At 60.4% G+C, this 19,956-nt stretch carries 21 protein-coding genes; 6 read left to right on the top strand and 15 right to left on the bottom strand.

Annotation, left to right across the window (positions count from 1 at the left end):
* Positions 1 to 2: 2 nt before the first annotated feature.
* The 3 genes from AD662_RS04720 to AD662_RS04710 form a co-directional block, all read right to left on the bottom strand.
* Positions 3 to 485 (bottom strand): hypothetical protein, encoded by a 483-nt coding sequence (locus AD662_RS04720; RefSeq protein ID WP_053185785.1) that lies wholly within the window; start codon positions 483 to 485, stop codon positions 3 to 5.
* 175 nt (positions 486 to 660) lie between these two features.
* Complete coding sequence (locus tag AD662_RS04715; RefSeq protein WP_018607501.1) at positions 661 to 891, bottom strand: DUF6429 family protein; 231 nt, start codon at positions 889 to 891, stop codon at positions 661 to 663.
* A 210-nt stretch (positions 892 to 1,101) separates the two neighbouring features.
* Positions 1,102 to 1,461, bottom strand: coding sequence for a DUF6124 family protein (locus AD662_RS04710; protein WP_053185782.1), 360 nt, complete (start codon positions 1,459 to 1,461; stop codon positions 1,102 to 1,104).
* Between the two features lie 390 nt (positions 1,462 to 1,851).
* On the opposite strand from AD662_RS04710, the gene AD662_RS04705 reads away from it, so the two are divergent.
* Positions 1,852 to 2,256 (top strand): DUF488 domain-containing protein, encoded by a 405-nt coding sequence (locus tag AD662_RS04705; protein WP_053185779.1) that lies wholly within the window; start codon positions 1,852 to 1,854, stop codon positions 2,254 to 2,256.
* Positions 2,257 to 2,278: 22 nt separating this feature from the next.
* Here AD662_RS04705 and AD662_RS04700 read toward each other — a convergent pair whose 3' ends face one another.
* On the bottom strand, positions 2,279 to 2,905 hold the full coding sequence (locus AD662_RS04700; RefSeq protein ID WP_053185776.1) for a YopT-type cysteine protease domain-containing protein: 627 nt from the start codon (positions 2,903 to 2,905) through the stop codon (positions 2,279 to 2,281).
* 186 nt (positions 2,906 to 3,091) lie between these two features.
* On the bottom strand, positions 3,092 to 3,517 hold the full coding sequence (locus AD662_RS04695; protein ID WP_053185773.1) for a hypothetical protein: 426 nt from the start codon (positions 3,515 to 3,517) through the stop codon (positions 3,092 to 3,094).
* Between the two features lie 313 nt (positions 3,518 to 3,830).
* Here AD662_RS04695 and AD662_RS04690 point away from each other — a divergent pair, with 313 nt between their 5' ends.
* Positions 3,831 to 5,339 (top strand): DUF6630 family protein, encoded by a 1,509-nt coding sequence (locus AD662_RS04690; protein WP_053185771.1) that lies wholly within the window; start codon positions 3,831 to 3,833, stop codon positions 5,337 to 5,339.
* Between the two features lie 190 nt (positions 5,340 to 5,529).
* On the opposite strand, the gene AD662_RS04685 is transcribed toward AD662_RS04690, so the two are convergent.
* From AD662_RS04685 to AD662_RS04675, 3 genes are all read right to left on the bottom strand, one after another.
* Entirely contained in the window at positions 5,530 to 6,075 is a 546-nt protein-coding gene (locus AD662_RS04685) for a DUF4256 domain-containing protein (protein WP_053185768.1), read from the bottom strand.
* A gap of 220 nt (positions 6,076 to 6,295) precedes the next feature.
* Complete coding sequence (locus AD662_RS04680) at positions 6,296 to 7,045, bottom strand: hydroxypyruvate isomerase family protein (protein ID WP_053185765.1); 750 nt, start codon at positions 7,043 to 7,045, stop codon at positions 6,296 to 6,298.
* A 41-nt stretch (positions 7,046 to 7,086) separates the two neighbouring features.
* Positions 7,087 to 7,740, bottom strand: coding sequence for an aspartate/glutamate racemase family protein (locus AD662_RS04675; protein WP_053185763.1), 654 nt, complete (start codon positions 7,738 to 7,740; stop codon positions 7,087 to 7,089).
* A gap of 109 nt (positions 7,741 to 7,849) precedes the next feature.
* Here AD662_RS04675 and AD662_RS04670 point away from each other — a divergent pair, with 109 nt between their 5' ends.
* Complete coding sequence (locus tag AD662_RS04670; RefSeq protein WP_053185760.1) at positions 7,850 to 8,266, top strand: VOC family protein; 417 nt, start codon at positions 7,850 to 7,852, stop codon at positions 8,264 to 8,266.
* Positions 8,267 to 8,397: 131 nt separating this feature from the next.
* Complete coding sequence (locus tag AD662_RS04665) at positions 8,398 to 9,480, top strand: transketolase-like TK C-terminal-containing protein (protein ID WP_053185757.1); 1,083 nt, start codon at positions 8,398 to 8,400, stop codon at positions 9,478 to 9,480.
* A gap of 11 nt (positions 9,481 to 9,491) precedes the next feature.
* Here AD662_RS04665 and AD662_RS04660 read toward each other — a convergent pair whose 3' ends face one another.
* Complete coding sequence (locus tag AD662_RS04660; RefSeq protein WP_053185754.1) at positions 9,492 to 9,944, bottom strand: MarR family winged helix-turn-helix transcriptional regulator; 453 nt, start codon at positions 9,942 to 9,944, stop codon at positions 9,492 to 9,494.
* 175 nt (positions 9,945 to 10,119) lie between these two features.
* Here AD662_RS04660 and aceE point away from each other — a divergent pair, with 175 nt between their 5' ends.
* Positions 10,120 to 12,789: a pyruvate dehydrogenase (acetyl-transferring), homodimeric type gene (gene aceE / locus AD662_RS04655; RefSeq protein WP_053185751.1), complete on the top strand. Its 2,670-nt coding sequence runs from the start codon at positions 10,120 to 10,122 to the stop codon at positions 12,787 to 12,789.
* Between the two features lie 318 nt (positions 12,790 to 13,107).
* On the opposite strand, the gene AD662_RS04650 is transcribed toward aceE, so the two are convergent.
* Positions 13,108 to 13,821 (bottom strand): FadR/GntR family transcriptional regulator, encoded by a 714-nt coding sequence (locus AD662_RS04650; RefSeq protein WP_018614081.1) that lies wholly within the window; start codon positions 13,819 to 13,821, stop codon positions 13,108 to 13,110.
* 97 nt (positions 13,822 to 13,918) lie between these two features.
* Between AD662_RS04650 and AD662_RS04645 the strand changes: the two genes are divergently transcribed.
* On the top strand, positions 13,919 to 14,662 hold the full coding sequence (locus tag AD662_RS04645; protein WP_053178239.1) for a FadR/GntR family transcriptional regulator: 744 nt from the start codon (positions 13,919 to 13,921) through the stop codon (positions 14,660 to 14,662).
* Between the two features lie 830 nt (positions 14,663 to 15,492).
* Here the strand turns inward: AD662_RS04645 and AD662_RS04640 are convergent.
* From AD662_RS04640 to AD662_RS04620, 5 genes are all read right to left on the bottom strand, one after another.
* On the bottom strand, positions 15,493 to 16,215 hold the full coding sequence (locus AD662_RS04640; RefSeq protein WP_053178237.1) for an oligogalacturonate-specific porin KdgM family protein: 723 nt from the start codon (positions 16,213 to 16,215) through the stop codon (positions 15,493 to 15,495).
* Positions 16,216 to 16,352: 137 nt separating this feature from the next.
* Positions 16,353 to 17,120, bottom strand: coding sequence for an ABC transporter ATP-binding protein (locus AD662_RS04635; protein WP_053185748.1), 768 nt, complete (start codon positions 17,118 to 17,120; stop codon positions 16,353 to 16,355).
* A 10-nt stretch (positions 17,121 to 17,130) separates the two neighbouring features.
* Positions 17,131 to 17,970: an ABC transporter ATP-binding protein gene (locus AD662_RS04630; RefSeq protein WP_018614073.1), complete on the bottom strand. Its 840-nt coding sequence runs from the start codon at positions 17,968 to 17,970 to the stop codon at positions 17,131 to 17,133.
* A 10-nt stretch (positions 17,971 to 17,980) separates the two neighbouring features.
* Positions 17,981 to 18,889, bottom strand: coding sequence for an ABC transporter permease (locus tag AD662_RS04625; RefSeq protein WP_018614072.1), 909 nt, complete (start codon positions 18,887 to 18,889; stop codon positions 17,981 to 17,983).
* A complete protein-coding gene (locus AD662_RS04620; protein ID WP_024616252.1) occupies positions 18,889 to 19,926 on the bottom strand; it encodes an ABC transporter permease in 1,038 nt (345 codons plus the stop codon). The genes AD662_RS04625 and AD662_RS04620 overlap by 1 nt, the downstream gene beginning before the upstream one ends.
* Positions 19,927 to 19,956: the final 30 nt, after the last annotated feature.

The raw sequence follows: 19,956 nt of genomic DNA, 5'->3' as shown, positions 1-19,956 counted from the left end.
TCCTAGCCTCCTAGAGCCTTGATGATCATGGAGGATCCGGAGCGTTGCGGACCTATGCCACCGCTAACTTGTGCATCCAGGCTAACGATGACATCACCAGCGTGATAGGTCGGCAATTTGCCCAATGTGAACTCGCGGACAGCCCATCCCACAGGGAGGGCTGCGCCGGGCATCAACTTGCCGGCCGCCGTGCCAAAAACGCCAGTGGTGAGGTTGGCGATACTCATTCGTTGGGTGTTGAGTAAATCACCCTGTTGCCGGGTCAAGGGTTTTGAAATCCCGACCATCATTTGGCAGGGTAGATCCTTGGCGAGCATTTTGTCGTAAAGCTCCACCACCCGGCTGCTCACTTCATAGTGGGCGGCTTTCGCTTCACCAAAGTGCAGTGTTCTGAGGCTACCCCGTTCATCGGCTGACAGGGTGAAGCGCGACACGCTGAAGACAATTCCATGGTTGCCAGAAAATTGGCCCGTTTCAAACTTCAATGCTCGCATCCTTATCGAGTCTGGGAAGGCAGGGATTTTGTCTTAGCTGATGGGTTTTTCGCAATGGCAATGACTAAGCGCCGCGGCTATGGCCAGTGATGGTACACAGCGCGAGACTGTTGGCTAGGCCTCTGAAGAGGGCGTTTGGCGAGCAATCACAATGCGACGCGCACCCTCAACTCTTCTTCCCGAACAACCGCTCGGCAATCTGCCGACCTCGCTCCAACCCTTCTTCCGTCAACCAGATCGACTTGTTCTTGTTTACCGGATCGCTGATGAGGCCTTGTTCATGCAATCGGTCCATGACCTCGAAGTCGAAACCTTTCCAGGCATTACCTTTGTCGGAGCTGAAGGCTGCCAGCAAGGCAAGCACAGCTTCTTCTATCAATCTGTCGTCGTATTCCATGGTCACTGCTCCATTCGTGTTAGCAGGTAGCGCGATTTTATGCATAAGCGCTCCTTAAAACATTATCCAGTCATCACCTCACCGGCTTGCTCCAGCGCCAACCGATTCCACACTCACTGCAGGTCAGCGGTGTGCTTTGCCGCCCACACCAAGGCGGCAGGAAAGGTCTAGCCGTGCAAGACCTTTCCTGTATTGAAGCGAACGCCTCGGCTACCTCACTTCAACAATATCCAACGCCCGATTCGCCAACAACTCACTCACCTCAATCACCTGCAAAATCCCCAACGCCACATGCCGCCTTGAGCCATCCAGATCAAACGCCAAATCATTGATCATGGCATTCGCCGAAGCCAGATTCTCACTGAGATTCGCAAGCAAACACTCAGAGTCCACACCCGGATCAATCCGAAAAATGGAGTCCGACTTGTCAGACGTTTCGCTCTTAGGCTTAGGCTTCAGGTAGTAATCCAACGCTCGCGTGGCAGCGTCGTCGATTTTCTTGTTGCAGGCAGACTGAGCACGAGAGACGTGTTCGTTCGTATCGGGGGGATTCGGAGTATCTTTTGCCATCGTCTTGCTTCCTGTCATTGGAGCCATCACCCACTCGCTGCTAAACGAGGGGAGGCAGCTGAACGCAGGTTAGCAGACCGGGGAAACAAGAAACCGGCGCGTCCGGGGACGCCCTGCGCACAGCCACCATCAAGTGCAGGATGGGGATTCCTGACTGGATGACACCTTGCACAACCTGTTTCGCCACGAGCTGCTAAACCCGATCACTGATGAGCAGTGACAGGTCCCAAACTACCGACGCAACCCAGGGCGCACAAGCCGGCGGATTCTGGCGTAGTTGTAGGCAATGGCGCAAGGCAGTGTCGGTTGAGCGCTGTGGACGTAGGACCTGGTCCCGCAATGGACGTCGGCCTATTCTGACGCGGTCCCCTCTTCCACAGGCAGGCCTCCATGATCCAGTGCAAACGAGCCTACGAAACAGCCAGCGCCGAGGATGGCGTGCGTGTTTTGGTGGACCGCTTGTGGCCGCGCAATTGTCGCAAGGATGAGCTCGCCATAACCGAGTGGCTGCCGGAGGTTGCGCCTTCCCATGAGTTGCGCAAGGCGTTCAAGGCGGGGGCTGTTTCGTTTGAGCAGTTCAAAGTCGCCTATCGCAAGGAACTGGCCGCGCAGCCGCAGTGTTGGTGGCGGTTGGTGGATGTTGCACAGGGCGGCCACCTGACCCTGGTGTATGCCGCCAAATCCACGGTCGAGAACAATGCCGTGGTGTTGGCTGAATGGTTGGAGGATGAGGTGGAGAAACGGGCAGACGCGAGTTCACCGGTTTGCTATCGATCCGAGTTTCCGGGCCATTGATGTCAGCTGAATTCATCGCCGATCAGTGCGGTGCTGCGGCTCCTTGGAACGCACCGAATCCATCATCGTGATCAAACTCCAACAGGTAGCTCTCGGTCACGTGCCCGCCGGGAACGACGTAGCTCGCCAGCAGTGCGTGCAGGTCGTTGCACAGGTCGGTTCGCGATTGATAGGCGCCGACGCCGTAGTTGGGATCGAAGAGTCGCCCCGTCTGGCCGTCGTCAAAGGACGCTGCGATGGCGTGACCACCGCCGCCCTCCGGGCCATCGACGTAGTAGAACGAAATAATGAAGTGATGGGCCCCGGGCCGCTGGAGGATGTCGAGGATGATGTGGCTGGCGACTCCGCCGACGTAGCTCACTACTCTGCTCGGAGCGCGCCCGATGATCGACTCGGCGGTGTCCTCCAGTGCAATGCTCACACCGAGAAACATATTGGCAGTCAGCCCCTGCTGAGCATCGGCGATCGCCTCCTTTCTGGCCTGCAACGCGTCGAAACAGTCATAGGGCGCACCGATATCGACCCAGAGTGTACTGAAACCGAAGCACACGCCCAGGCTATCCCCGCCATACCAGGGAAGCCCTCCGCCGAATAGAGTGCCTTGGCCTTCCCATCTTCTGTTCTGGTGTGATCGGGGGAAGGTGAACATGGGGGCTTTCTCCAGGGGGGCGGTTCCCGTCAACGGTAGACGAGGGGCAACCGGGGCGCCATTTTTCGGGTGTGTTGTGTTGGAGGGTTTGGGGCTGCTGCGCAGCCCAGCGGGAGCAAGCTCCCTCGCCACGGTTTTGTTGAGCATTGTTGAAGGGGGGGCAGCTTCATTCAGCGAGTCGTTCAGTCAGTGCTTCAAGGCATCACATTGAGCGCGCAGGTCGCTGTTGGAGATCGAGCCGCAGCTGCCATTGCCGGTCTTGGCTTCACAGAGATAGCGCTGGTCACTGTCGGTGATGCCGCCGCAACTGCCGTTGCCGGTCTCGGCCTCGCAGGCGTAACGCAGGTTGCTGTTGGAGATCGAACCGCAGCTACCGTTGCCGGTCTTGGCATCGCAGTAATAACGTTGGTCACTGTCGCGGATGCTGCCGCAACTGCCGTTGCCGGTCTCGGCCTCGCAGGCGTAACGCAGGTCGCTGTTGGAGATCGAGCCGCAGCTGCCATTGCCGTTCTTGGCATCACAGTAATAACGCTGGTCGCTGTCGGTTATGCTGCCGCAGCTAGCAAAGGCATAACCGCTAAGCATCCACAGCACCACAAAAACAACTCTCATCACTCTCTTCCCTGATTGGCCGGAACGAACCGGCGTTGCTTTGCCCAACTGGGCCCGCGCAGTTTAGAGCGCAGGCTGGGTGGGTGGAAGAGTCTAATGAGACGACTCTCACACTGTCTCAGTGCCTGCGCTTGAGCATCGGCAGTGGATCGCGGCGCTAGATGATTTTTTGGGGCTGCTACGCGGCCCAGCGGGGCGGTGCGACGTTTCGCTAAATCCCCTCGCCACACTGGGTGGTTTGCTTGGGCGGGGTGATGTGGCTGAGGAACAGCTAAGATGGCGCAGGTAAAAATCATAGGGGAAGGCAGGCGTGATGGCAGCTCGTTTTGATCCGTTGGTTCACATCGATTGGAAAACACCCGGCGGCGAGTTGCTGGCTCTGCTGCAGCATTACTACCCCGACATCGGTGTGTTTGCCGGCCCGGGGTTCGAGGCGCTGTTGGATGAGCTGTCCAACGAGATGCCCGAGGTCTGCTTCGAGGCGCTGGCGCCGGTGTTGGCGGCTCAGGGTTATGACTTGTGGAACCTGGATGCCGGTGGCGACGATTATCGGCCGGTGATTGTCCCGGCCAATCAGCGCGAGGCGTTTGCCCAGCACTGGCAGGGCCAGCGCGGCGAGCCGAGGTTCACGGCGAGTTTGATCGCACCGCCGAAGCCTGCCGCCGTCGAACGCAAACCGACCAAACCCAAGCGCAGCAAGGTGAAGTGGCTGCAGGAAGTCCATGACTATCCCGGCGCCACCTATGTGCATGAATACAACTACCGCAACGGCTGGGCCGCCATTACCGAGCAGGACGAAGACCAGTGGTTGTGCTTCCTGATCGATTACAACCAGTGGCCGCCCACCGAGCAGGACATGCTCGAACACCGCACCGACGGCGTGGACGCCGCGGACTTGCAGCTCATCGATGCCGATGCCCAGCGCAGCCTGTGGAAACGTCGGGTGATACGCGGCGATTACAGTGCGGATGACCGTTATCAATACGAGATTCGGCAAGGCGATGAGATCGCGGCGTTCGGGCCTGCCGGGGTGCAATGGCCGGAATTTGAACAGCCTTGCGTGGTGGTGGGCTCGGAGATATTCGAACGTCAGCGCATTTACGAACCCGAGCATGTGACGCGGATCTGGCGGATCACGGCGGACAGCAGCGAGGTGATTTTCGAGTACGCGGATGAACTGACAATCCTGCCCATCGGCCCTGGTCGCTTGCTGTTCATGCAGCACAACGGCCCGAAGTGCTGGGTCTGGAATCAAGACCCGCCGCACCAGGCCATCGTCGCCAAACGGATGCCCGCTGAGGCCTATAAGCTGCGGCCCTCAACCGCGTACCTGGGGGGTGACGAGGTTCTGCTGTTCAGCGAAGGTGCGCGGCAGAACGTTGAGCATTCGGGTTATCAGGAGACGGTGTTGTTGGCATGGCGCTTCAACTTCATGACTGGTACTACGACGAAGGCGACATTGGATGGTTTCGGCAGTGAGCTGCGCCAGGACACGCGCCTGCTCGTCACGCAGCCCAAGCAGGTCATTACGTTGCGCACGTTTCATGGGCAGCTTCATGTGTCCCGGGGGCATGGGGAGTGGTGGGTGTGGAATTATCGCGCCAACACCTTTGGCACACACACGCTGGCGTGGTTTTGGAATCAGGGCAGTGATGAGGTGGTGAAGCTGTCGAGCAAGGACATCCCGCGTATTAAGCCGGATGTTCGTTATGTGCCGGCGCAGGATCGGTACCTGGCGTTTGAGACGGAGTTTGTGGCGCGGTTGCCTGGGTTTGCGCAGATGGTTGAAGCCAAGGGGTGTGAGATTTTGGTTTTTGAGTGAGGCGTTTTTGTTGTACTGCGGCCGCTCGAACACACAGATCCTTTGTGGCGAGGGGATTTATCCCCGCTCGGCTGCGCAGCAGTCGCAAACCTTGCAACTGATTGTTCCTGACACGCCGAGGTGAATGGTTTTGGGGCTGCTGCGCAGCCGAGCGGGGATAAATCCCCTCGCCACAGGTTTGGGTTGCCCTTTAAACCTGCAGCAACCCACGAAACCCACGCGCCGCGTAATACGACTGCACACCGTTGTGGTAGATGAACACCCGACCATAACGATAGTCGCCAAAAATCGCCCCATCGAGGGAGCGAAGCGCTGAAGGGGTTGCCAGCCAACTGGACGTTTTTGCATCAAACTCGCCGAGCGTTTGCAGAGCTCGATACTGGTCTTCCGTCAGCAGGGCGATGCCCATCTCTTCGGCCATTTCGACGGCACTGCCTTTGGGCTTGTTCTCCTTGCGTGCGTCCAGGGCGGCGCGGTCGTAGCAGAGGCTTCGGCGACCGGTTGGGCTTTCTTTGGCGCAATCGCAGAAGGTGACAGCACCGGTTTTCGGATCGAGGCCGATCACGTCTGGCTCGCCTCCGGTGGCGTCCATGGCCTGGAGGGATTTTAGTGCGTTGGGGTTGGTTTCGAGCTTGGCCTGGACGTCGGCCCAGAGGATGTCTGGGTGGCGGTTCAGGTTTTGTTCGAAGCGGGTTTTCAGGGTTTGGATGAGGTCGTCTTGTTCTTGTTTTTTCATGGTGTGGGAGTCCCTGGGTGATCGGTTGCCGATTCCGCGCCTGGTTCAAGACTACCTAGGATAGACGGGCGGCAGATTTCCCACAGATCTGGCCGCTTTTTTGTGGGAGCGAGCTTGCTCGCGATGGCGGTGTATCAGCCAGCAGATTGGTTGACTGTGAATCCGCTATCGCGAGCAAGCTCGCTCCCACAGGGGGGTTGGAGGCAAGCTTGGCTGTTTGTCAGGCGCTGAACTGTTTGAGCCAATCAAGGCCTGCCACGGTAGAGCCGGTGGGGCGGTATTCACAGCCGATCCAGCCTTGATAGCCACGCCGCTCCAGGTCTGCGAACAACGCCGCAAAATCCATATTCCCCGTCCCCGGTTCATGACGCCCCGGGCAGTCGGCAATTTGCACATGGACGGTTCGGTCATAGAAGCGAGCCAGGACATCCGCCGCGTCCCCGGTCAGCCGCTGGGCATGGTAAAGATCGAGGATCAGCCCGACACTCGGGAACGTCTCCAGCACCTGTTGCGCCTTGCTGAAGTCGGACATGTAGTAGTCCGGCATTTCCTGCACGCAGATGACCTCAATCAGCGGCCGCAGCCCCTGGTCCTCAAGGTATTTGACGGCGTACTCCAGGTTGCGCCCATAGATAAGCGCGGCGTCTTCCTGAGTCGTAACGCCCGACATGATGTGGACATCCGAACACGCCAGCGCCTTCGCATAACGAGCAGCCTGGAGCAAGCCGCTGCGAAACGCCTCTTCCTGGCCGTGCAAGGCCGCGATGCCTTTGGTCACGCCAGCCGGTGCGGCGAACTGGATCAGTGGCAGGTTGTGATGAGTCAGGTGATCGGCCAGGAGACTGGCGTCGAACTCGTAGGGCGACGGGAACTCCACCGCGCGAAAGCCCGCAGCGGCGGCGGCTTCGATGCGTTGTAGAAAAGGCACTTCATTGAATTGAAAACCGAGGTGAGCGTTGAACTTGGGCATGGGGTAAATCATCCATCCTGGGAAGAAACGAAATCGTCCGTTTAGAGCAACTTGCGCAGCGCCAGCACGGCACTGTCGGGTGTGGTCAATACCGGTAGTCCGGAGCGAGCCTGGGCCTGTTCGGCAGCACTGGTCATCGAGAACTGGGCGAAGCAGATCAAGTCGCAATCCTTAACCTGAGCGGCCATTTCCACAATGGCGGCATCGTGGGCTTGCGGGTTGCCGTCTTTCAACGCCTGCAATGCCCCCGGAACGAAATAAGGCACCACTTCCACCGCGCGACCACTGCGCTCTACCGCTTGCTTGAACTCGGGCATCATCGAGGTAATGGTGGGTTCAAACGTTGCCAGCACAGCAATGCGCGATGCCTGGCTCAGCGCCTGATCGATCATGGCTTCGTTCGGCTTGAGCACGGGAATGGCCACTTCGGGTTTCACCAGGTCGATGGCATCGCCAAACGCCGAGCAGGTAAACAGAATGGCATCCGCCGCGCTTTGTACGGCGTAGTGGGACAGCGTCAGGAAGCGCGCCTTCATGCTCGTGGTCAACTCGCCCTCTTCCACCCGGTCCTGGGGCAGCGAATCCTCGAGCAGGTTGATAATCCGTGCCTGCGGCCAATGCCGGGCAAAGGCTGCCGTGATGGGCTCGATCGCCAATGGGGTTGCGTGGATCATAAAAATTCGTGGAGCCTTCATGCTTATGCCATTCTCCAGATCATGTTTTTTTGCACGGTATCAGAAGCCCCGATAGCGTGTGGAATTCCTGTGGCAATAAACAATGCGGCACTGAGCACATGAGGCCCGTATGAAGAACTTCACGATTCAACGTATCGACCACATCGTCCTGCGCGTAAAAGACCTCGAGCGCAGCCTCGCTTTCTACACGTCGGTGCTTGGTTGCGAGCTCAAGAAGCGCCGGGACGATCTTGGCATGCTTCATCTGGGCACTGGTGTTTCGATGCTTGACCTGGTGGCCGTCGACGGGCCTCTCGGTCGCCAAGGTGGACCGGCGCCCGGTAAGCAAGGGCACAACGTCGATCACCTCTGCCTGCGTATCGAGCCGTTTGATGAACAAGCCCTCGTCGCGCATTTGGCCTCGGCCGGTCTGTCCGTTGAGAAAGCGCAGATGCGCTATGGTGCGGAGGGCAAGGGCTGGTCGATCTACTGCTTCGATCCGGATGGTAACCAGATCGAGTTGAAGGGGCCGGCGTTGGAGCCCTGAGTTCAACAGGCTCGGTGCCCGCTCGCGCTTGCTGTGAACACTGGCACCGAGGCAAAACCATTGCATTTGCAATTACATTGAAGAGTGCAGTATGGTCCCGGCATTACCCAATGCACGGAGCGCCTTGGTTCATGATCGGTTTTTCCACTTTCAAAAAAACACCTGACACAGGGCGAGCGGCTCAGGTCTGCATCGAAAAAATCCGAACGTACACGGCTTGCGCATCTCCGCTCTGCACCATGATCGATATTGCCAACCGATTGGAAAGCGATTCGGGTGCCGCCCAAAATATCTGGGTCATACGCACCCATCCGCGGTCGGACGACATAAAGCAATCGCGTATCAGCGCCTGGCCCCTGCGCTTCAGCGCCACGGCCCGCGCCAGTGAAAAACCACTGCTGTACCTGACCCGTTCCGCGACGTCGGCCGAGCTTTGCGCACTGTCCAATGAATCGGCCAACCGGGGTATTTTGTGCAATGACATAGAGACCTCGCCTTCGCACTGGTCCAAGGGTGCCCATCCCTGGGTACCGCTCTGGTTGGTCGCCAACCCGCAATGCCTGCCGTTCGACCCCGCCAGTGGTGCCGAGGCGCACGCCATTGCCCTGGCGGCTTTGCAGAGTTTGTATGTGGAAGGCAATGACGGCTTTTACTACATGGCGCTTCACGACCAACCCGATGACTTCATCACGCCCACCGACCCCCTCTGCGCGAGCCAGGCCCTCAAGGGCATGTACAGGCTCGCCGGGATCGATACCGATTCAGCGCTTCCTCGGGTGCGCTTGCTGGGTGCGGGGTTGGCCTTGCAGTCGGTGATAGCGGCGGCGCACATGTTGCGCGACGACTGGGGCGTCGCCAGCGAGTTGTGGAGTTGCCCCAGCTACACCCGCCTGGCCCGCGACGCAGACAAAGCACAACGCTGGAATCGCTTGCATCCGGGGATGCCGCGACGGTCGGCGCATTTGCTCGATTGCCTCGACACCGAAGACTGGCCGGTGGTGGCCGTGACCGGGTATGCCCAGCATGTCGCCGAGCAGATCGGAGCACATGTCAGATCACGGTTCGTGGCGCTCGGCGCTGACTCGACCGGCCCGGCCATGGGCAAGGTGGATAAGCACTGGATCGTGGTGCTGGCCCTGCAAGCCTTGGTTCAGGAAGGCGCCATCACCCAGGCGCATGTCGAACAGGCCATGGCGCGGTATCAGTTGGCATGAGCAGGCCGGCGTCAGCGCGTTCGTCCGCTGTTGCGCGCGGCACTGGCCGCTCGCTCCAGCGCGTCGCTGAAGACGCGCTGCTGTGCGTCATCGAATTGCGACAAGAACAATTCGTCCACCGCCCCTTCGTAAATGTTCCACATCTTTTTGCGCAATACCTTCCCGCGCTCGGTGATGGCGGCGTATGCGCCCCGGCCGTCATCGCTGGCGCGGCTGCGTGTGACCAGGCCTTCGGCCTCCAGGCGGTCCACCAGGCGAGTGAGGTTGTAGCGCTCGATGGCCATCACGTCGGCCAGTTCGTTCATGCGCCGGGTGCCGTCAGGGCCGCTTTCCAGGCCCCATAACGCGTCATACCAGGCGTAGGCCGGCAGCCCGGCGGCGGCCAGCCGACGTTCGATTTCGCGGATCAGGCAGCGGTGCGCCCTGACGAATCTGAACCAGGTATCCGGCTCGCTTGAAGACATGCATCACCTTTTTCATGAGATCGATTTAGTTGCAATTGTAGCGCGCGACAGGCTAAGTTCTCGCACGTAGTTGCAATTGCAACTACAAACATTCTTGAAGGTTGGCGTCGACCCACGCCCCTTAGTCAGGCACCAAACGACTCGGTGCTGCAGCACTGTCCAGGAGAAGACAACGATGGCACAACAACCCATGTTCCTCGACGAGGATCCACAAGAAACTCGCGAATGGCTCGAATCCATTGAATCGGTGGCGAGCGTCGAGGGGCGGTCTCGCGCCCACTACCTGATTGACCAGATGCTGGATTTCGACGCCAACCGCCATGGCGATTTTTACGGGCGCGTCACCACGCCCTACGTCAATACCATTCCATTGGACCGTCAGCAGCCTTATCCCGGCGACCTGGCCATAGAACGCCGGATAAACGCCTACATCCGCTGGAACGCGTTGGCCATGGTGCTGCGCGCCGGCAAGCATTCGAACGTGGGTGGGCACATCGCCTCCTATGCCTCGGCGGCCGTTCTCTACGATGTGGGCTTCGAGCACTTCTTCCGTGGCCGCACCGAGCAGTTCGGTGGCGACATGGTGTACATCCAGGGCCACTCCTCGCCGGGCATCTACGGGCGCGCTTATCTGGAAGGTCGCCTGGACGAAGCACAGCTGGACAACTTCCGCCGCGAGACCGACCGCGACGGTGTTTCGTCCTATCCGCACCCAAGGCTCATGCCGGATTTCTGGCAGTTCCCCACGGTGTCCATGGGGCTCGGGCCGATCACCGCCGCCTACCAGGCGCGGTTCATGCGTTACCTGGAAGATCGCGGGCTGAAGGAACATCAGGGGCGCAAAGTCTGGGCGTTCCTCGGTGACGGTGAAATGGACCAGCCGGAATCGCTGGCGGCAATTTCCCTCGCGGGCCGGGAGAAGCTCGACAACATCATTTTTGTCGTCAACTGCAACTTGCAGCGCCTCGACGGACCGGTGCGCGGCAACAGCAAGGTGATCCAGGAATTCGAAAGCCTGTACCGCGCGGCCGGCTGGAACGTCATCAAGGTGATCTGGGGCAGCGGTTGGGATGCGCTGTTGGAAAAGGACAAGACCGGCCTGCTACGCCAGCGGATGATGGAGTGCGTCGATGGCGATTATCAGAACTACAAGTCCCAGAACGGCGCCTATGTGCGAGAGCATTTCTTCGGCAAATACCCCGAGCTGCAGGCGCTGGTCAGTGACCTGAGCGATGACGACATCTGGAAGCTGTCGCGCGGCGGCCATGACCCGGAGAAGGTCTACAACGCCTACGCCGCCGCCATGCGCCACACCGGCGGGCCTACGGTCATCCTGGCGAAAACCGTGAAAGGCTTCGGCATGGGCGAAGCGGGTGAAGGCCAGAACATCAACCACCAACTCAAGAAGATGGGCGAGGACGCGGTCAAGGCGTTCCGTGATCGTTTCGGCCTGGACCTTACGGATGATCAACTGGGCGACATGCCCTATCTCAAGCCCGCGGCGGACAGCGTCGAAGCCCTTTACCTGCAAGCCCGGCGCACTCAGTTGGGCGGCTACGTGCCTGCGCGCTTCAGTGCGGTGGAGCCTTTGCAGATCCCGCCATTATCGACCTTGGACACCCAGCTCAAAGGCACCGGCGAGCGGGCGATCTCCACCACCATGGCCTTCGTGCGCATCCTCGGCACGCTGCTCAAGGACCCGAACATCGGCAAGCTGATCGTGCCGATCGTGCCGGACGAATCACGCACCTTCGGCATGGAAAGCCTGTTCCGCCAGATCGGCATCCATTCCCATGTCGGTCAGTTGTACACGCCTCAAGACGCCGGCCAACTGAGCTATTACAAGGAAGCCCGGGACGGCCAGATCATGCAGGAAGGCCTGAACGAATCCGGCGGGATTTCTTCCTGGATCGCCGCGAGCACTTCCTACAGCACCCATGGCGTGATGACGGTGCCCTTCTACATTTTCTACTCGATGTTCGGCTTCCAGCGCGTCGGCGACCTCGCCTGGGCCGCTGGCGATGCCCGCGCCCGGGGGTTCCTGCTCGGCGCCACCTCCGGCCGGACCACGCTGATGGGGGAAGGCCTGCAACATGACGACGGCCACAGCCATGTGCTGTCCTCCACCATCCCCTGCTGCGTGTCCTACGACCCGACCTATGCCTATGAACTGGCGGTGATCATCCAGGACGGCATGCGGCGAATGTATGTCGACAACGAGGACATTTATTACTACATCACCCTGCTCAACGAAAACTATGCCCATCCGCCCATGCCCGAAGGGGTCGAGCAAGATATTCTGAAAGGCATGTACCGGCTCTCAGCCCCTGCGCAGCCCAACGAAGGCAAGCATGTGCAACTCATGGGCTGCGGTTCGATCCTGCGCGAAGTCGTCGCCGCCGCGCAGTTGCTGGAGCAGGACTTCGGTGTCAGCAGCGAAGTGTGGAGCGTCACCAGCCTGACCGAACTGCGTCGGGACGGCCAGGATGTCGAACGCTGGAACCTGCTCCATCCACAGCAGGTACCTCGTATCGGCCATGTTGAAAGCTGCCTGCTGGATAAACAGGGGCCGGTGGTGGTCGCGACCGACTACATGAAGATATTCGCTGACCAGATCCGCCCGTTCGTGCCCAAACGCCGCTTCGTGGCCTTGGGCACCGACGGCTTTGGCCAGTCGGACACCCGTGAATCGCTGCGCAGGTTCTTCGAAGTGGATCGCCATTTCATCGTATTGGCGGCCTTGAAGGCGCTGGCCGATGACGGGGTGATACCACGGGAAAAAGTCGCCGAGGCGATTGTGCTTTATGGCATTGACCCGGAGAAACAGAACCCGACAGCGGTTTGAGCCCTTCCCGCTTGCAGCGGCGTCCCCGGGGGCGGTGGTGAACGCCGCATTTGCAATGCATCCGAGATCAAAACTGTGGGAGCGGGCTTGCTCGCGAAGGCGGTCTGACTGGGCCGGTGATGTTGAATGTGCCGGCGTCTTCGCGAGCAAGCCCGCTCCCACAGGGTGGTCGGTGGTGGATGCAGAATCCGTGGGCACCCGGGATCAAAACTGTGGGAGCGAGCTTGCTCGCGAAGGCGGTCTGTCTGGGGTGGTGATGTTGGCTGTGCCGCCGTCTTCGCGAGCAAGCCCGCTCCCACAGGGTTCTGCGGTGGGAGGTTATTGCGCCGTCGACTCGACCACGCCCCGAACCCGCTGCAGCATATTGATCAGATACAAACGCATCGACGCCCGCGCCGCTTGCGCATCATGCCGCGCCAACGCCGCGTAGATCTGCTCGCGCTCACGCACCACCAACGCCCGATTTTCACTCGTCACAGTCGGCCCGGCCTGTTGCACGACGGCGATCAACGCATTGCCCACATGGGCCATGGCGTCGATGAAAAAACTGTTGCCCGTGCACTGGGCGATCTGTAGATGAAACTCGAAATCGACCCGGGCGCTTTCGCCATCCGTTGCGTCAAAAGCATTCGCCGTGTCGAGCGCTTCACGCATCGCCAGCAATTGCTCCGGCGTGGCCCGTTGCGCGGCAATGCCGGCCGCTTCCACTTCCAGGCTCAGGCGCAGTTCGATGACGGCCAATGCATCGTAGGCGCCGCCCTTGACGTGTTTGCTACCTTGGAAATCCCCCGGGCGGGCGGTGTCCACCACGAAGGTGCCGATGCCGTGACGGGTTTCCACCAAGCCTTCGGCCTGGAGCCGCGACATGGCTTCGCGAACCACTGTCCGGCTGACGCCGCGTTCCTTGATGATGACCTGTTCGGTCGGTAATTTGCTGCCCGCTGGCAGTTCGCCGGCCAGTATCTGCTGCGTCAGGTCGACCACCAGTTGCTGGGTCATGCTCAGGCGTCGATCGGGTGTGACACGGTCCATTGCACCTATCCATTAAAGCCAGACGATCGCGGCATTATAGCCGCGACCTTGCGCCAAAACTCACTATAATGCCCGCTGATCACACTAGAGCACGCCGATGACGGATCAAGCGTTATCTCCACTGAACAAGCCGCGCCGCCTCGCCGAAACCCTGGTCGACCGCTTTGCCCAGCGCATGCGTGACGGCATTCTCAAGTGCGGCGAAAAGCTCCCCACCGAAGTGCATATCATGGAGGCCGAAGGCGTCAGTCGTTCGGTGGTGCGTGAGGCGCTGTCGCGCTTGCAGGCAGCGGGGCTGGTGGAGACGCGGCATGGCGTCGGCACCTTTGTCCTGGACATGCCAGCACCGGAGGGTTTCACCCTGGGGCCAGCGACGATTGCCACGTTGTCGGATGTGCTCAACCTGCTGGAATTTCGCCTGAGCCTGGAAGTCCAGGCCGCCGGCATGGCCGCCGAGCGCGCAACGCCTGAAGCGCTGGCCGAATTGGCCCAGGCGCTGGAGGCGTTGCTGCAAGGCCCGGAAAAGTCCGGCACCACCATCAATGCCGATTTCCAGTTCCATCTGAAAATCGCCAAGGCCGCCGGCAATTACTACCTGATCGATATCATGAAGCACCTGGGCACGAAGCTGATCCCACGTACGCGCATGAACTCCGCCTACTCCGGGCAAAGTGATCGCAGTGCGTACCTGCAGGGGATCAACGCCGAACACCAGCAGATCTTCGACGCCATCGCTAGCGGCAATGTCGATGCGGCGCGGGCGGCCATGTACCTGCATCTGAGCAACAGCCGCATGCGCCTGTGTGAAACCCAACAACGCCAGGCGTTCTACAACGAATAACCCCGCCTCCCCTGTGGGAGCGAGCTTGCTCGCGATGACGGCGGCACATCCAACATCATCGGCACAGGCACGCCGCTATCGCGAGCAAGCTCAGCTCCCACAGGGGATCTATGGTGAGAGCCTGATCTGTGAACGCTCGAAAACCAGTGTGGGAGCCGAGCTTGCTCGCGATGACGGCGATACATCCAACATCATCGGCACAGGCACGCCGCTATCGCGAGCAAGCTCAGCTCCCACAGGGGATCTATGGTGAGCGCCTGATCTGTGAACGCTCGAAAACCAGTGTGGGAGCCGAGCCTGCTCGCGATGACGGCGATACATCCAACATCATCGGCACAGGCAGACCGCTATCGCGAGCAAGCTCGCTCCCACAGGGGATCTATGGTGAGCGCCTGATCTGTGAACGCTCGAAAACCAGTGTGGGAGCCGAGCTTGCTCGCGATGACGGCGGCACATCCAACATCATTGGCACAGACACACCGCCATCGCGAGCAAGCTCTGCTCCCACAGGGGATCTATGGTGAGCGCCTGATCTGTGAACGCTCGAAAACCAGTGTGGGAGCCGAGCTTGCTCGCGATGACGGCGGTACATCCAACATCATCGGCACAGGCACGCCGCTATCGCGAGCAAGCTCAGCTCCCACAGGGGATCTATGGTGAGCGCCTGATCTGTGAACGCTCGAAAACCAGTGTGGGAGCCGAGCTTGCTCGCGATGACGGCGGCACATCCAACATCATCGGCACAGGCAGATCGCTATCGCGAGCAAGCTCGCTCCCACAGTTTTGATCCTAGTGTTCGTGGACTCAGTGTCGACCAGTGCTACCACAACTTAGAAAAAGTTGTATTGAATGCCGACCCGCAGGCGCAGTTGGCGATCACTGTCGACCGAGTTGACTTTGATATCGCCCACTTCAAAGAACGGTGCCCAGCGCTTGTCCCACTTGTACTTGACCACCGCATTCTGTTCATAGTCGTCGGTGCCACCGTTATAACGGATGTAGTTGGCATCGAAGTACGTCAGTTGATATTCATACGCCCACGGGCCCTGGTTGGCGTAGTTGACGTACACGTCGTAGCGATGGATCTTCTGGTCGTCCTGGCCGTTGTCCGGCACATCATGATCAACCTGGTCACGGTCGAGCTTGGAGGAGTCGTAACGGTAGCGTCCGGCGATGCTCAGCTCCTTGGTGATCTTGTAGCCCAGGCGCATGCCCATCTTGTAGGTGGTGGATTCCTCATCGCTTTCCATGGCGAACGAAGGCGTCAGCGTCCAGCGGTCATCGATCTTGTGCTGATAGTTGACGGTGAATTCATGGCCGCTGCCGACGGTGTTGTCGAAGGCAACGTCTTCGCGATCACCGGCGGTCTTGTATTTGAGTTCACCTTCCAGACCCACACCGTTGTCCAGCCGAATACCAAACTTGGCACGGTCGGCGTGCATGCGGGTTTTTTCCGCATATTGATGGCGTACGTTGATATAACCGGTATCGGCCTGGGCAACAACCGATGTGAACAACGAAGCGACAGAAAGTACTACGAGTGTCTTTTTCATGGTTTTTATTCTTGTTGGTTTAATAGTAAGTTGGGGTAAACGCCAAATCACAGGCGAGCGCGTGCGCGGCATTGATACCTGGGGCTCAACGTCTTTTACGGGTTAAAACAAGTACAACTGTTTAGTTAAAACAAAACTCAGACAGCGATAGGTACACGCTGTATGTCCCGACTGGCCTGCACCAGCAAACGGGTGTACGCATGGGTGGCGCCATCGCTCGCCAGCAGATGACTGTCGAGCGTCTCCACCACCCTGCCTTGCTGCATCACCGCCAGCCGGTCACACAGGTGCGCAACCACCGCCAGATCATGGGTGACCATCAGATAGGTCAACCCTTCCTGGCGGCGCAAGTCGGCCAGCAGGTTGAGGATCTCCGCCTGCACCGAAACATCCAGCGCCGAGGTCGGCTCGTCCAGCAACAGCACCCGGGGACGCAGGATCAGCGCCCGGGCAATCGCCACCCGTTGGCGCTGACCACCGGACAACTGGTGCGGATAACGAAAGCGGAAGCTGTCATTCAAGCCAACCTTGCGCAGGATTTCGCTGACTTTCTGCGCACGTCCGTCGATGCCGTGGATACGCAACGGTTCTTGCAGCGCGGCATCGACGGTATAGCGCGGATGCAACGAGGCATACGGGTCCTGGAACACCATCTGCACGGTGCGGTAGTGGTTCAGCGGCAGGTTGCGCGTGACGGCGTGGCCGGCGACCCGCAGTTGTCCGCTCCAGTGTTGGTACTGCCCGGCCAGGCAGCGCAGCACGGTGGTCTTGCCCGAACCGGACTCCCCCACCAGGCCGAATGCCTCACCTTCGGCGACACTCAAATCGACGTCGTGCAGTACCGCGTTCAGTGCCGCGCCCGTGCCAAAACTGAGGTTCAGGCCGGCGATTTCAATCATGCTCATGACAGGCTCCTCAAGCATTCAACCAGTGGGGGTCGCGCTGCAGTACCGGCAACGTGGCGCGCGGATGGTCCAGGCTCGGCAATGCGGCCAACAGGCCCTGGGTGTAGGGATGGGTGGCGTTATCCAGATCGGCGGCGGCAATCGACTCGACCACGCGACCGGCGTACATCACCAGCACGCGATCACAGAAATGCCGCACCAGGTTCAGGTCGTGACTGATGAAGATCAGCCCCAGGTCACGCTCGCTGACCAACTCTTCCAGCACGTTGAGCACCTGTCGGCGCACCGACACGTCCAGCGCCGAAGTCGGTTCGTCGGCGATGATCACCTGGGGATCGGTGATTACCATCATGGCGATCATGATCCGCTGGCCCATGCCGCCCGAGACCTCGTGGGGGTACAGGTCGTAGACCCGCCGAGGGTCACGAATGTGCACCTTGGCGAGCATGTCCAAGGCGCGTTCGCGGGCTTCGCGATGGGGCACTTTGTGATGGGCCAGGTAGGCCTCGGCGATTTGTTCGCCGACCCGCACCACCGGGTTCAGCGAGTACTTGGGGTCTTGCATGATCATCGACATGCGCGCGCCGCGAATCGCCTGGATCTGCTTTTCGCTGGCGGCCAACAGGTCGATGTCGGCGAAGCGCAACGTCTTGGCGGTGACCCGCGCGGTCGGCGGATGCAGACGCAAAAGGCTGCGGCCGACGGTGGATTTGCCCGAGCCGGATTCACCGACGATGGCGAGTTTTTCCCGGCCCAGGGTGAACGACACGTCACGCACCGCCAGGGAGTTTTTGCCGGCGTTGCGAAACTCCACGCACAAGTCCTGTACCGCAAGTTTTATCTCAGTCATGGCCTGTTCCTCAGGATTGGCTACGTGGGTCGAGGACATCGCGCAAGCCGTCGCCCAACAGGTTGAAGGCCAGGCTGACCAGCATGATCGCCGCACCGGGCGCCGCCACCAGCCACCAGCTTTCGAGCATGTAGCGCCGCCCGGTAGAGATCATCGCGCCCCACTCTGGCAACGGTGCCTGGGCGCCGAGGCCAAGAAAGCCCAGGGCGGCGGCGGTGAGGATGATGCTCGCCATGTTCATGGTCAGGCGGATGATCACCGACGACAGGCACATCGGGATGATGTGGCGCAGGATGACCCGGGTACTGGACGCGCCCTGAAGTTGCACCGCAACGACGAAGTCGGCGTTGCGCAGCGGCAGTGTTTCGGCGCGGGCAAGCCGGGCAATCGGCGGCCAGGCCGTCAGCGCGATGGCGATCACCGCGTGCTCCAGGCCTGGGCCGAGGGCGGCGATGAAGGCCAGCGCCAGGACCAGGCTGGGGAACGAGATGAAGATGTCGGTGATGCGCATGAACAGGCTGTCGACCCAGCCGCCGAAGTAACCGGAAACCGTCCCGACCAGCAGGCCGATGGGGCCGACAATCACCGTCACCAGCAAGACGATGTACAGGGTGATGCGCGAGCCATACACCAGCCGGGCGAAGACATCGCGACCGTATTCGTCAGTGCCGAACCAGTGCGCGCTGCTGGGTGCCTGCAACGCGCCGGCGAGGTTCTGCAGCAGCGGATCGTGGCCGGCGATCCAGGGTGCGAAAGCCGCGACCAGCATCAGGGTAGCGACGACGACCAGGCCGGCGAAGGTCATCGGGTTGCGCAGCAAAAAACGCAGCAGGCGCAGGGTGCTGGCGGCCATCGCCGCCGAACTGGAAGCCGGCAACGTGGCGCTGCCGGGGGCGCTGGAAGCAAGGGGCAGGTTCATTAGCGAGTCCTCGGGTCGAAGATCTTGTACAGCGCGTCGCTGATCAGGTTCAGCGTCACGAAGATGAGGCCGATCAACAGCACGCAGGCCATCACCGCGTTCATGTCACCGAGCAGCAAACTGCTGGTCAGGTACTGGCCGAAGCCCGGCCAGGCGAACACGGTTTCGATCAGCACCGCGCCCTCCAGCAGGCCGCCGTAGGCCAGCGCGACGATGGTCAACAGCTGCACGCGGATGTTGCCGAAAGCATGGCCCCAGACGATGCGGCGCTGGGACAAGCCCTTGACCCGGGCGGTGATGATGTACTCCTGGGACAGTTGCTCGAGCATGAAGCTGCGGGTCATGCGGCTGATGTAGGCGACCGAGTTGAAGCTGAGGATCACCGCCGGCAACAGGATGTGGCGCAGCGCACTGCGAAAGGCCTCCCACTCGCCGGACCAGGCAGTGTCGATCAACAGCAGCCCGGTGTGTTTCGGGATCAGCCCGTCATAGGCCAGGCCGATGCGCCCGACGCCACCGGCCCAACCCAGCCAGGCGTAGAACACCAGGAAAGCCATCATGCCGATCCAGAAAATCGGCGTGGAGTAACCGAACAACGTGATCAGCCGTGCGACATGGTCACCGGCACGCCCCTGATGCGTCGCCGCGTAGACACCCAGCGGCAAGCCCGCCAACACGCCGAACAGAATGGCCAGGGTGGCCAGCTCCAAGGTGGCCGGGAAGACCCGGGCGATGTCGGTGATGACCGGGTTGCCGGTCAGCAAGGCCATGCCGAAGTCACCGTGCAGCAGGTCGCCAAGGTAGATCGCGAATTGGGTCCACAACGGCTTGTCCAGGCCCAGCTCTTTGTACACCTGGGCGTAGGCCGAGGCGTCGGCGTCCGGGCCAACGATGGCCAGCACCGGGTCCAGGGGCATCACCCGCCCGATGAAAAAGGTCAGCAGCAGCAACCCCAGCAGCGTCACCGCCACCGAGCCACTGCGCCGGGTCGCCGAAGCGGCCCGAGTTGTCCAGATTGAAAAGGATGCAGTCGACATGTTCATTCCTGCCTTGGCCCTGTGGCCGTC

Source organism: Pseudomonas kilonensis (genome assembly GCF_001269885.1).
GTDB classification, from domain to species: domain Bacteria; phylum Pseudomonadota; class Gammaproteobacteria; order Pseudomonadales; family Pseudomonadaceae; genus Aquipseudomonas; species Aquipseudomonas kilonensis.
This window is presented reverse-complemented; position numbering and strand designations above follow the sequence as displayed.

Excerpts from the sequence above, each read along its gene's own strand:
- AD662_RS04715 (WP_018607501.1), bottom strand. The coding sequence starts at position 891 with ATGGAATACGACGACAGATTGATAGAAGAAGCTGTGCTTGCCTTGCTG.
- AD662_RS04710 (WP_053185782.1), bottom strand. The coding sequence starts at position 1,461 with ATGGCAAAAGATACTCCGAATCCCCCCGATACGAACGAACACGTCTCT.
- AD662_RS04705 (WP_053185779.1), top strand. The coding sequence starts at position 1,852 with ATGATCCAGTGCAAACGAGCCTACGAAACAGCCAGCGCCGAGGATGGC.
- AD662_RS04700 (WP_053185776.1), bottom strand. The coding sequence starts at position 2,905 with ATGTTCACCTTCCCCCGATCACACCAGAACAGAAGATGGGAAGGCCAA.
- AD662_RS04695 (WP_053185773.1), bottom strand. The coding sequence starts at position 3,517 with ATGAGAGTTGTTTTTGTGGTGCTGTGGATGCTTAGCGGTTATGCCTTT.
- AD662_RS04690 (WP_053185771.1), top strand. The coding sequence starts at position 3,831 with ATGGCAGCTCGTTTTGATCCGTTGGTTCACATCGATTGGAAAACACCC.
- AD662_RS04685 (WP_053185768.1), bottom strand. The coding sequence starts at position 6,075 with ATGAAAAAACAAGAACAAGACGACCTCATCCAAACCCTGAAAACCCGC.
- AD662_RS04680 (WP_053185765.1), bottom strand. The coding sequence starts at position 7,045 with ATGCCCAAGTTCAACGCTCACCTCGGTTTTCAATTCAATGAAGTGCCT.
- AD662_RS04675 (WP_053185763.1), bottom strand. The coding sequence starts at position 7,740 with ATGAAGGCTCCACGAATTTTTATGATCCACGCAACCCCATTGGCGATC.
- AD662_RS04670 (WP_053185760.1), top strand. The coding sequence starts at position 7,850 with ATGAAGAACTTCACGATTCAACGTATCGACCACATCGTCCTGCGCGTA.
- AD662_RS04665 (WP_053185757.1), top strand. The coding sequence starts at position 8,398 with ATGATCGGTTTTTCCACTTTCAAAAAAACACCTGACACAGGGCGAGCG.
- AD662_RS04660 (WP_053185754.1), bottom strand. The coding sequence starts at position 9,944 with ATGTCTTCAAGCGAGCCGGATACCTGGTTCAGATTCGTCAGGGCGCAC.
- aceE (WP_053185751.1), top strand. The coding sequence starts at position 10,120 with ATGGCACAACAACCCATGTTCCTCGACGAGGATCCACAAGAAACTCGC.
- AD662_RS04650 (WP_018614081.1), bottom strand. The coding sequence starts at position 13,821 with ATGGACCGTGTCACACCCGATCGACGCCTGAGCATGACCCAGCAACTG.
- AD662_RS04645 (WP_053178239.1), top strand. The coding sequence starts at position 13,919 with ATGACGGATCAAGCGTTATCTCCACTGAACAAGCCGCGCCGCCTCGCC.
- AD662_RS04640 (WP_053178237.1), bottom strand. The coding sequence starts at position 16,215 with ATGAAAAAGACACTCGTAGTACTTTCTGTCGCTTCGTTGTTCACATCG.
- AD662_RS04635 (WP_053185748.1), bottom strand. The coding sequence starts at position 17,120 with ATGAGCATGATTGAAATCGCCGGCCTGAACCTCAGTTTTGGCACGGGC.
- AD662_RS04630 (WP_018614073.1), bottom strand. The coding sequence starts at position 17,970 with ATGACTGAGATAAAACTTGCGGTACAGGACTTGTGCGTGGAGTTTCGC.
- AD662_RS04625 (WP_018614072.1), bottom strand. The coding sequence starts at position 18,889 with ATGAACCTGCCCCTTGCTTCCAGCGCCCCCGGCAGCGCCACGTTGCCG.
- AD662_RS04620 (WP_024616252.1), bottom strand. The coding sequence starts at position 19,926 with ATGTCGACTGCATCCTTTTCAATCTGGACAACTCGGGCCGCTTCGGCG.